The sequence below is a fragment of the Campylobacter sp. RM12647 genome (assembly GCF_020138135.1).
GTDB lineage: Bacteria > Campylobacterota > Campylobacteria > Campylobacterales > Campylobacteraceae > Campylobacter_E.
On sequence record NZ_JACGAS010000002.1, the window covers coordinates 20,471 to 30,898 of the forward strand.

Below are 10,428 nucleotides of genomic sequence, written 5' to 3' on the forward strand. Positions count from 1 at the left end.
TATTTTAATTACTAATACAATTTATATTATTTTTAAGCTTCTTTTTAGGATTTGGCAATTCATCAACCATTGCTATTACAATCATACTCAAAAGCTCTTTATCTTCTTTATCAAACAAAACCATCTCATTTTTTGCACCCTTAAAAGGCAATAAAAAAGTAGGTTCATTTAAGTATTTCAACACTGATTTTGTAGGTTTTAATAGTAATTGATTATCAAAAATACCACCTATAACCTTATCTTTATAATACAGCATATATTCACTAAACATATATTTATATCTTATATTCAATCCATCAAACAAGTCTAAAACATACTTTAAATAATCCTTAATTTTAGCTATAAATTAATCTTTCTTAAAAATAGCAATAAGTAAAATTAAAAATTATGTTTAGTCTAATTACTATATGATTATGTATAAGTTAAATTGATATAAAGTTAAATTATAAGTAAAATAAATTGTATAAATAATAAAACTTTGTAAAGTCACAAAATCAAAACATATTAAAAATTACCATAAAATATTGTTCTTATAAATCAAAAATAATTCCAAAATACTAATTAAGTAAAACTAATAATTTATCTCTTAAAAATAAAGCATTTATATCTAATATTTAGTAGAAAATATTTTAAAAATAGTATTAAACACACAATTTTTAAATATTTTTATACTAAATAATTTATTTAAAATATATTTTAAATTATATTTAACACGAAAAATTGTGCTAAATATAATTTATTTTGTATTATTTTTTCATCTCTATTGCGCGTTTTAGCATTTGATCGGCTGTTGTGATACTCTTAGCGTTTGCTTCATAAGCCTTTTGAAAAATAATCACTTGAGTAAGCTCCGTGCCTAAATCCACATTGCTTTGCTCTAAATAATTTGATTTGATTTTATATGAGTTTATTACATTACCATTTGCATCGGTAAAAAATATAGGATTTCCACTATCAGGAGTAGTGCTGAACTCATTTTCTCCATTTTTATGTAAGCCTTGCTCATTTACGAAATTAAACACTGCAAACTTAGCTACAGCTTGAGATTTACCATTGGTAAAATTAGCTAATATATTGCCCCTTTCATCAATAGCGTAATCTTTTAAAACTCCTGCTGGATAGCCGTTTGCTTCTACATAACGCTCTATTTTTGCATTATCAATACAAGTTAATCCATCATATCCACCCTTGCCATCAACTCTTGGGCTTCCTAGATTTAGATTTATTCCATCTATTTGATTTAATTCATTTGTATTTAATGAACCATCAGTATTAAAAATAATATTCCCACTAGCTTCACTAATAGTATTTCCTTGAGTATCTTTTAAAATAGCAGTAGCTTTAAAATTAAGCTTATCAGTAGCTTGTATTTGCAAATCAATTTTTCTAATATTTCCATTCGCATCATAAGTTGCTATATCAAATTTATTATTAGCACCTACATTAATAGTCTTTACTTGCCTTGCACTAAAGCTATTTACATTCCCGCTAATTGTCTTTTCTAAATTCCCAAACTCATCAGCAAATGCTTCTATAGTATCGCTTCCATCTCCCCTATCAACTTCTAATAAAATTCTAGCATTAGGCTCAAGATTACTTGCTTTAAAAGTGCTTTTATTATTATCAATTTCTAATTCAATATTATCAAGATTTATATACTTATCTTCTTCGTGAAAAGCATTACTAAGATTTGCTTTAATATTTACATTTGTAGTTGCTACTGCATTCATAAAAAGTGTTCTTGGCAATGTTATAGGAGTTTGCGCGTTTGGTGCGTTTAGTTTAATATCTAAATCATTATTAGATATTGTAAAACCAGCATTTGAACTAACTTTTCCAAACATTTCTTTAATATTTTCACTCATAGCACTCGCATTAAATCCAGCATTCATAGTCCCTAGCACAAATCTTCCAAAACTATCAACTAAATTAAAATCGCTATCAATATTAAAAGCCCCATTTCTAGTATAATAAGTATTACCATCGTAATCTTTTATGCCATAAAATCCCTTGCCTTCAAGTGCTACATCAAAGGTATTTTGACTAGAAACTAAAGCTCCTTGTTTTTGAGAAAAAGTTGAGCTTAAACCACTTGCAGCAAGTCCAACTTGATTTGCCCCAAAATTATTTAAGCCACCAACATCATTGCCTGTTTGATAAAATATGTCTTTAAATTCAGGCATAGCAGCCTTGTAGCCAACGGTGTTTATATTTGAAATGTTATTAGCTAATAAATCCATTCCAAAACTATGAGTTTTTACTCCACTAACCCCGTTATAAAATGAACGCATCATAGTTTTTCATCCTGAAATTGTGCTATATCATCAAAGCTGATTTTAATACCAGAAGCGTTTAAATAAGCTTTACCATCTTCAAAAGTAACCCCATCAACCTTAAAATACCCGCTAGGAATTTGAACTATATTTCCGTGTTCATCTTCATATTGAGCTACGAATTTAAAATCGCCTTTCTCTCTAATAGTTCCATCTTCATATCTAGTATCCCAAATAAAATTATTATTACCTTTTTGAATAATGTCTTTATCAACTTTAATTGCGTCAATTTGCTCTTTATTTGAGTTAAATACACCTATTACTACATCATTTGGAGCACCATTTGGAAAGTATAAGTTAAACGGCAAATCAACGGCCTTACCATCGTGAGTAAAGGCATCTTTTTTAAGCACAGCCATTTTACCAACTGCATTAATCATACCAATTCCTACACTATTACTAAGTAATTCCATTCTCTTAGCTAATTCATCCATAGTTTTATTAGTTTTTTCTTGAGTTTCAAGAGCTGCTAGTTGGCTTGTTTGAGTTAGCATTTTATCACTATCCATTGGACTTGTTGGGTCTTGATGCTTTAATTCTTCAAGCAATAATCTCATAAAAGCTTCTTGAGAAATCTTAGAATTTGGATTAGTCCCATCAGCTTCTTTTAAGGCTTTTGCATCTGCTTCTTGCTTTTTTACATCACTTGTATGAATGGTATTATCAAGACTAAAGCCCTCTGATTTTTGTTTATCAGAAAGCGTATTAGCATTTTGTGCAGCGATACTTGTATTAACACTCATAGCAGTATTATTCATAGGTGAAATTGCCATTTTCTATCCTTGTTTAAAAATATTTTTACTTACTATAGCAAAGTGTGTTCCATATTTAAATATTTTTTGGCAAAATGCGAAAAAAGGAGCAAAAATGTTAGGAAAAATCATAAAAGAGCACGAAGAAGAATTATTCTCATTATACAAATTAAACTCATCAAGCAATCACGATTTAGCAAGACTTATAAATAATGATTTAAAAGAACTTGGCTTAGAAATAAATGATATGAATTTCAATTCATATTTATTAAGAATTATTGAGCTAAATACTACAAATTATGAAAATACTTGCAAAAAAAATAATATAAACTTAGCAAAAGCAAAAGATTTAGCATATAAAAGAGTAAAAGAATTTTACGAGCAAAGACATATAAAAATCATTGAAAAATTAAGCCCTTGTTTAGATAAATTTTATGTAGATTTATTAAATCTAGTGCATAAAATCGGTCTTGTTTTTAATAGTATTCAGCCTAAATGGGATAAGGCAATTGAAAAAAATAATGAATTTTTTAAAAGTTTAGAAAATCCTTATGAGTTTATAAAAAATAATAAGCTTTATTATCTTGATGAAAATGATGAAATAGCTACTAGGATTTATGCAATAGCAATTAATTTGGATACTAAACCAGAGCTTTTACCATATTCTTTATATTTTGAAGAAGAATTTAAAAAGATTGATGAATACTTTAATGAGTTTTTTAAATTAAATCATAAAAATGAAGCATATATAAAATATCTTAAAGCCTTGCAAAATGCTTTAATGAGTAAAGAGCTTAGCCTAAAGCCTTGGCAAAATGCTGAAATAGCTTGGATGGGGGCAAAAGACTTCATTCAAGTTGGGCATTTTTTAGAATATTACGAAGACGCTTTTACTCATTCAGTAGCACTTGAGTGGGATATTAGAATTGATGATAATTATGATTTTAATAGTGAAAGTTTTGTTAATAAGATGAAAAATAGCTTAAATAAAGCTTATAAAAACGCTAATATAACTAATCAAAACGCATTAAATCTAAGCTTAGCTAATTTAGACAAAATTGAACTTCATATTAGCAAACCTATACTTTATTATGGAGCAGAATTAAATGGCTTATTTTCAGCTCAAGTTGTGCCAAATGATGAATTTGTATCGGCAAATTATGGCAAAAAAATATTTGCATTTTTAGATTTTGTCTATAAAAAAACAAAATCAAAACCAAGAACAATGCTAAATCAAAAGGTATTTGATAAAGCCTTTAACGACTACAATAAAAGCGTATTAAATGATGAGTTTTTATGGAAAAAGATTTATGAGATTAGCACCATTGGACACGAAGCAGGACATATTTTCTTTATAGGTAGCGATACAGAAAGCTTAATGAATACTAATGGGGTATTTAAAAATATTGAAGAATTTAAAGCAAGTGCTGGTGGGATATATGATTTTTGCAATCATTTTGATGAAAAATACAAAAAGGCCTTATTAGCAAATATAACAAGTAGAGCAGTATCTTTAATGGCTTATAAAAGCACTAAAGAAATAGAGCCTTATTATTGTGAAGGTTTGATATTTTTAGCAATATTATTTAAAAGCAAGGTTTTAAGCTTTTCAAATGATACTTTATTAAGCGTTGATTTAGAAAAATTTGAAGATTTTCAAAAGGAATTTTTAAATGTATATAACGAACTTGCAAAAACTTATCTTAAAAAAGAAAATGCAAATAATTTTTTAAAAGATTATGCAGTGTTAAAGGATTTAGAATACATTAGCACAAATAAAGATTTAGTAAAACTTGGCGATGAATATAGAAAATTATATGATGAATTTGCCAATGTTTTAATCAAGGAGAATGAATGAGTAATACCCTAATAATAGTAGAATCACCAAGCAAAGCTAAAACAATTTCAAGATTTGTAGGTAGTGAATATAGCGTAATTGCATCTAAAGGTCATATTAGGGATTTGCCTAAAAATAAATTAGGAATTGATATAGAAGACGGACATTTTAAACCTAATTATGAAATCAGTAAAACTCACTCAAGCATAGTAAAAGAATTAAAAAGCCTTAGCAAAGGTGCTAAAGTCTTACTAGCAACCGATGAAGATAGAGAAGGAGAAGCAATTGCATATCATCTAGCAAATATCTTAGGCGGAGATGTTTTAGGCTATGATAGAATAGTTTTTCACGAAATTACAAAAGACGCTATTTTAAACGCTATTAAACACCCAAGAAAAATAGATTTAAATAGCGTAAATGCTCAACAAGCTAGGCGTATGCTAGATAGAATTGTGGGTTTTAAATTAAGTGGCTTATTATCAAGCAAGGTAGCAAGCAAGCTTAGTGCTGGTAGGGTTCAAAGTGCGGCTTTAAGATTAATTATCTTAAAAGAGCGAGAAATAAGAAATTTCGTAAGCATTGAGTATTATGAACTTGATACTAAGTTTAAAACAGATTTAGAAGTAGAATTAATAGAATTTGATAACAAGAAATTATCAAAAACAAGCATTACTGAAAAAGCCTTAGCCGAAGAAATCCTAAAACATATTAAAAGCTCGGATTTTATCGTAGATGAAATCAGTATAAAAGAGCGTAAAGATAGTCCAAAGCCACCTTTTATGACTTCTACTTTACAACAAGCTGCTAGTTCTAAATTAGGTTTTTCTCCTAAAAAAACTATGATGTTAGCACAGACTTTATATGAAGGCGTTCAAACTCACGCAGGATTTATGGGTGCAATTACTTATATGAGAACTGATAGCTTAAACTTAAGCGAAGAAGCAATAAAATCAGCAAGAGAGCAAATCGCAAAAGACTATGGCAAAGAATATTTACCGACTAAAGCAAGAGTTTATGAGACTAAAAGCAAAGGCGCTCAAGAAGCTCACGAAGCTATTCGTGTAACTAATGTTAGCTTTACTCCTGAAATTGCTAAAGAGTATTTAAAGGCTGATGAATATAAATTGTATAAATTAATTTATGATAGATTTTTAATGACCCAAATGGCTGATGCGAAGATAGAAAACAATACAATTTATATCACAAGTAATAAGGCGAAGTTTAAACTAAGTGGAAGAAGAGTGCTTTTTGATGGGCATTTAAGATTGAATGATGATGCTAGTGGAGATAAGATTTTACCTGCTTTAAATAAAGGCGATAAAATGACTTTACAAAGCTCAAAAATAAAGACCTTACACACAGAGCCACCTGCAAGATACAACGAAGCAAGTCTTATTAAACAACTTGAAGAATTAGGCATAGGTCGTCCTAGCACTTACGCACCTACAACAAGCCTTTTAATTGATAGAGATTATGTGAAGTTAGAGAAAAAACAACTAATCCCTACAGAAAAAGGCGAAAAAATCATAGAATTTTTAGAAGAACATTTTATGCAAATAGTAGATGCGAAATTTACTAGCAATATGGAAGAGCGTTTAGATGAGATTGCAACTCATGGGCGTGATTTAGATGAGGTTTTAAATGAATTTTATGAGCCATTCATTACTAAAATCAACGATGGGAAAACAAGTATTCAAAGTCAAAAACAAGTAGAAAAACTAGGAGAAAATTGCCCTGATTGTGGTAAAGAATTGCTAATTCGTGAAGGCAAATTCGGTAAATTCGTAGCTTGTAGTGGTTATCCAAAATGCAAATATTCAAGGAATTTAAATGATACAAAAACCGAAAACAAAGAAGAAAAACCTAAAAAAGAATTAGTAAAACTAGATGTCCCTTGCCCTAAATGTGGTAGCGATTTGGTGCAAAGATTTTCTAAAAGGGGTGCATTTTATGGATGCAGTTCTTATCCTAAATGTAATTTCATTAGCTCATACCCACTAGCTAAAGAAAAATGCGCTAATTGTGGCGGAATAATGATTATAAAAGAACTTAAAAAAGGCACATTTATAGAGTGCTTAGATTGTAAAACAAAAATAGAAAAATAATAAAAGAATTTGTAATTAATCCTAATTACAAATTCTATTTTAATTTACTTAAAAGCTCCATTGCTAGAATGTGCTTGCATATAGCGTAATATTCTATCCTTTTGCTCGTCAGTAATTTTTGCATTCATTTGCATTGCTCCTAAATAAGCGTCCCATTCATCAATTGCGTGTTCGCTTGGAGCGTGTGCTGCGTGACAACTCGTGCAAGAATCATAATAAAACACCTCAACACCTTCAAAAGCAGCGTCTTTATCAGTAGTTAAAGAGCTTGATTTTACCCAAAAGCTCATTTCAGGCTTAGCGTCTTTACTCTCTAAATAGACAAATTCCGCATTTTTATTAAATGCTAATTTATCTCCTACAACTTCTCCACTAATGCTAACCTTAGCTAAATCTCCCTTAGTTTCAATTAGCTTTACCATAGTTCCTTCATAAATCGTTCCGATTTGCTTTTGATTTTCATCTAGCATTGTCGCTTTTTCATCTAAGATAAATCTAATATCTTTAGCAAATTCTTGCTTTTTTATCTCAACTTTTGCAGGAGTTGGTAAAAATATTTGCTGATAATCAGGCTTATATGCAAAAGCACTTAAAGTAATTAATGATAATCCTATAATTTTTCTCATTTTACGCTCCTATAATTGTTGGTGGTGTTGTGTTTTTATATGGTTTAACAGCTTCGTTTTTACCTAGCTTTCTAATCGCTACTAAGCAAGTATTTACGCTTGTTGCTTGTGCCATTTGAGAAGTTGGGCGAGATGAAGTAAGCACATTTACATGACCTTGATTGCATCTTGCATTGTCTTTATCATCTTCAGGGTCATACCAAGCACCTTCTTGAATAGCTACAACGCCACTTCTAATATCATCACTTACAAATGCACCAGCTAATAATCTACCACGATTATTATATACTTCTACCACTTCACCGTGCTTAATACCAAGCTTTTTAGCATCTTCAGTATTAATTACTACAGGCTCACGACCTTGGATTTTGTAAAGCTCTCTTACCCAAGTATTATCAAGTTGAGAATGAATTCTATATCTTGGGTGTGGGCTTAATAAATGGAATGGATATTTTTTGCTTAATTCTTGATTTCCTAAATATTCAGCCGGTTCAAACCAAGTTATATGACCTTTAAAATCAGGTAAATTATAATCAGCAAATTTTTGTGAATAGATTTGGAATTTTCCACTTTCTGTTGCTAATTTATTATTCACTGGGTCTTTTCTAAAATCAGCGTGGCGAACAAATTCATAAGCTTCTTTTGGAATTTCAAAATGAAGTGAGCCTTTCTCCCAAAACTCATCAAATTCCATTTCATTTATACAATCACTCTTCTCATAAAAACTTCTTATCCATTCTAAATGGTCTTTCTTGCCACCGCTAAACTTAGCTAATTCTCTTTCGCCAAATCTTTTTGCTAATTCATAGAAAACATCGTAATCATTGCGGCTTTCATACACAGGCTCGATTACTTTTTTCATAGCATATACCCAATCTTGCGAATATGAACCACCAAAACTTATATCATCACGCTCAAGTGTTGTTGTAGCTGGGATTACTATATCAGCCATTTTTGCCATCGGCGTCCACCAAGGCTCATGAACAACTATTGTTTCAAGTTGTCTTAAAGCATGAATTAATTCATTAGTATTTGGATGATGACCTAAAACACTAGCACCTGCTACATAAAACATTTTAATCTCTGGATATGTAAAGGTTTTGCCTTTAAAATTAATAGTTTTATTTGGATTTAGGATAGCTTCGCTTACACGACTTGCAGGGATATTTATATTTACGCTATTTTTTCCTTGTGGTAATCCAACAGGAAGTAACGCTCCACTAAACGCTCCACCAGCCGAGCAATAATGCATAGAAAAGCCAAATCCACCACCAGGAAGTCCAACTTGACCAATCATACAAGCTAAAGTTATGATAGCCCAGTCAGCTTGTTCGCCGTGATGCGCTCTTTGATTTGCCCAGTTACCTGCTAAAAATGTCCTTTTACTAACAAATAAATCGCATAATTCTTTAATCTTAGTCGCATTAATTCCACAAATCTTAGCTGCCCATTCAGGAGTTTTTTCTACTCCATCAGTTTTACCTAGTAAATATGGTAAAAACTTATCAAATCCATCTGTATATTTAACTATAAATTCTTTATCGTATTTTCCACTTGTATATAAATAATGGCACATTCCAAGTATCATTGCAACATCGGTATTTGGGACGATTTTTATCCATTCAGCCTTTGTAATTTCTGCTGCTTTTGTGTATTGTGGGTCAATGTTAATAAACTTTATATTACTAGCTGCGTATTTTTTAAGCCAACTATCATTCTCACGATTAGCTACCTTAAAATCTATTTGATTATCCTTGTAAATATCACAACCCCACATTACATAAACTTCGCAGTTTTTAATCATTTGCTCGTAATTTGTTTGCAAACTATAAACTTCTAAATCCCCTGCTATAGCAGTATTTACTTTACCCGCTGCTCCGTTACTATACTCTCCATCAGTGCCTATTGCTCCACCTAAAACGGTGTTAAAAAATCTACCTGCAACTGCGTTACAATTATGAAGTAAGCCAACATGACCCCATCCACCATAACTTGCGTTAAAGATATTTTCTGGTTTTGTAGCTTTAAGCTTTTTATATAATAAATCAAGCACTACATCCCAACTAACACGAACGAAAGGCTCACGACCCCTTAAATCAGGGCGATTTTTACCTTCTAAAAAACTTTTTCTAACACTTGGATATTTTACCCTTGTATCTGAATATGTTCTATCTATGATAGCTTTAGTGATTACGCTTGGGTTTTTATCACTTTCGTGTGGGATAAGATTGATTATTTTTCCTTCGCTATTTACTTCGGCTGTAAATGCACCAAAATGTGTAGCGTGTGGGATTTGCTTGATATCATAAAAATTTGTATCAGCACTCAAAGGACAAGTAATCGCACTAGCTGTAATTGCTGAACCTTTAAGGAATGTTCTTCTTGAAATTGCCATAATTTCTCCTTTTTAAAATATAAAAGAACATTTTATATAGTAAGTATTATCATAAAGTTATAAGGTATTTTTAGTCTTCTTTGAATAATTAGAATTTGAAAATGAAATTCTTAAGAAAAATTATAAAATATATATTTTTATATTTACTAATAAAAATTAATTTATATTTAAGATTTTAAATATTTAATAATAAATATTAAATTTTTATAAATTAATATTTTATCTACTACAACAATATATAAAGCATTATAAATACAACTAAATTACTATTAGAAAACTTGTAATATTTAAGTATTTTATTGCGAAAAATTTAGCAAAAATTGTTGCAAAATTATCATTTTTTAAGCTTTGTTTTTTCAATTTATAAATATAATACCTTG

Annotated in this window: 7 protein-coding genes; 2 read left to right on the forward strand and 5 right to left on the reverse strand. The window is 30.1% G+C overall.

Annotation, left to right across the window (positions count from 1 at the left end; translation table 11 throughout):
* Window positions 1-4: 4 nt before the first annotated feature.
* The 3 genes from AVBRAN12647_RS01110 to AVBRAN12647_RS01120 form a co-directional block, all read right to left on the reverse strand.
* Entirely contained in the window at window positions 5-271 is a 267-nt protein-coding gene (locus tag AVBRAN12647_RS01110; RefSeq protein WP_336614560.1) for a competence protein TfoX, read from the reverse strand.
* Between the two features lie 475 nt (window positions 272-746).
* On the reverse strand, window positions 747-2,294 hold the full coding sequence (locus tag AVBRAN12647_RS01115; RefSeq protein WP_336614561.1) for a flagellar hook-basal body complex protein: 1,548 nt from the start codon (window positions 2,292-2,294) through the stop codon (window positions 747-749).
* Window positions 2,291-3,106, reverse strand: a complete 816-nt coding sequence (locus AVBRAN12647_RS01120) for a flagellar hook capping FlgD N-terminal domain-containing protein (RefSeq protein WP_336614562.1) — start codon at window positions 3,104-3,106, stop codon at window positions 2,291-2,293. Before AVBRAN12647_RS01120 ends, AVBRAN12647_RS01115 begins: the two co-directional genes overlap by 4 nt.
* 94 nt (window positions 3,107-3,200) lie before the next feature.
* Between AVBRAN12647_RS01120 and ciaB the strand changes: the two genes are divergently transcribed.
* Together ciaB and topA are read left to right on the forward strand one after the other, a co-directional pair.
* Window positions 3,201-4,943 carry an invasion protein CiaB gene (ciaB, locus tag AVBRAN12647_RS01125; protein ID WP_214149754.1) on the forward strand — a complete coding sequence of 581 codons (1,743 nt, stop codon included), beginning with the start codon at window positions 3,201-3,203 and terminating at the stop codon, window positions 4,941-4,943.
* Window positions 4,940-7,027, forward strand: coding sequence for a type I DNA topoisomerase (gene topA / locus AVBRAN12647_RS01130; protein WP_214115779.1), 2,088 nt, complete (start codon window positions 4,940-4,942; stop codon window positions 7,025-7,027). The genes ciaB and topA overlap by 4 nt, the downstream gene beginning before the upstream one ends.
* A 44-nt stretch (window positions 7,028-7,071) precedes the next feature.
* On the opposite strand, the gene AVBRAN12647_RS01135 is transcribed toward topA, so the two are convergent.
* Window positions 7,072-7,653, reverse strand: a complete 582-nt coding sequence (locus tag AVBRAN12647_RS01135; protein WP_336612187.1) for a hypothetical protein — start codon at window positions 7,651-7,653, stop codon at window positions 7,072-7,074.
* Between the two features lies 1 nt (window position 7,654).
* The gene (locus tag AVBRAN12647_RS01140; RefSeq protein ID WP_336614563.1) at window positions 7,655-10,048 is read right to left on the reverse strand and encodes a molybdopterin-dependent oxidoreductase; all 2,394 of its coding nucleotides are present in this window, start codon (window positions 10,046-10,048) and stop codon (window positions 7,655-7,657) included.
* Window positions 10,049-10,428 lie beyond the last annotated feature (380 nt).

Bases quoted from the DNA above. Each gene is read 5' to 3' on its own strand.
- AVBRAN12647_RS01110 (WP_336614560.1), bottom strand. From the start codon at position 271: ATGTTTAGTGAATATATGCTGTATTATAAAGATAAGGTTATAGGTGGT.
- AVBRAN12647_RS01115 (WP_336614561.1), bottom strand. From the start codon at position 2,294: ATGATGCGTTCATTTTATAACGGGGTTAGTGGAGTAAAAACTCATAGT.
- AVBRAN12647_RS01120 (WP_336614562.1), bottom strand. From the start codon at position 3,106: ATGGCAATTTCACCTATGAATAATACTGCTATGAGTGTTAATACAAGT.
- ciaB (WP_214149754.1), top strand. From the start codon at position 3,201: ATGTTAGGAAAAATCATAAAAGAGCACGAAGAAGAATTATTCTCATTA.
- topA (WP_214115779.1), top strand. From the start codon at position 4,940: ATGAGTAATACCCTAATAATAGTAGAATCACCAAGCAAAGCTAAAACA.
- AVBRAN12647_RS01135 (WP_336612187.1), bottom strand. From the start codon at position 7,653: ATGAGAAAAATTATAGGATTATCATTAATTACTTTAAGTGCTTTTGCA.
- AVBRAN12647_RS01140 (WP_336614563.1), bottom strand. From the start codon at position 10,048: ATGGCAATTTCAAGAAGAACATTCCTTAAAGGTTCAGCAATTACAGCT.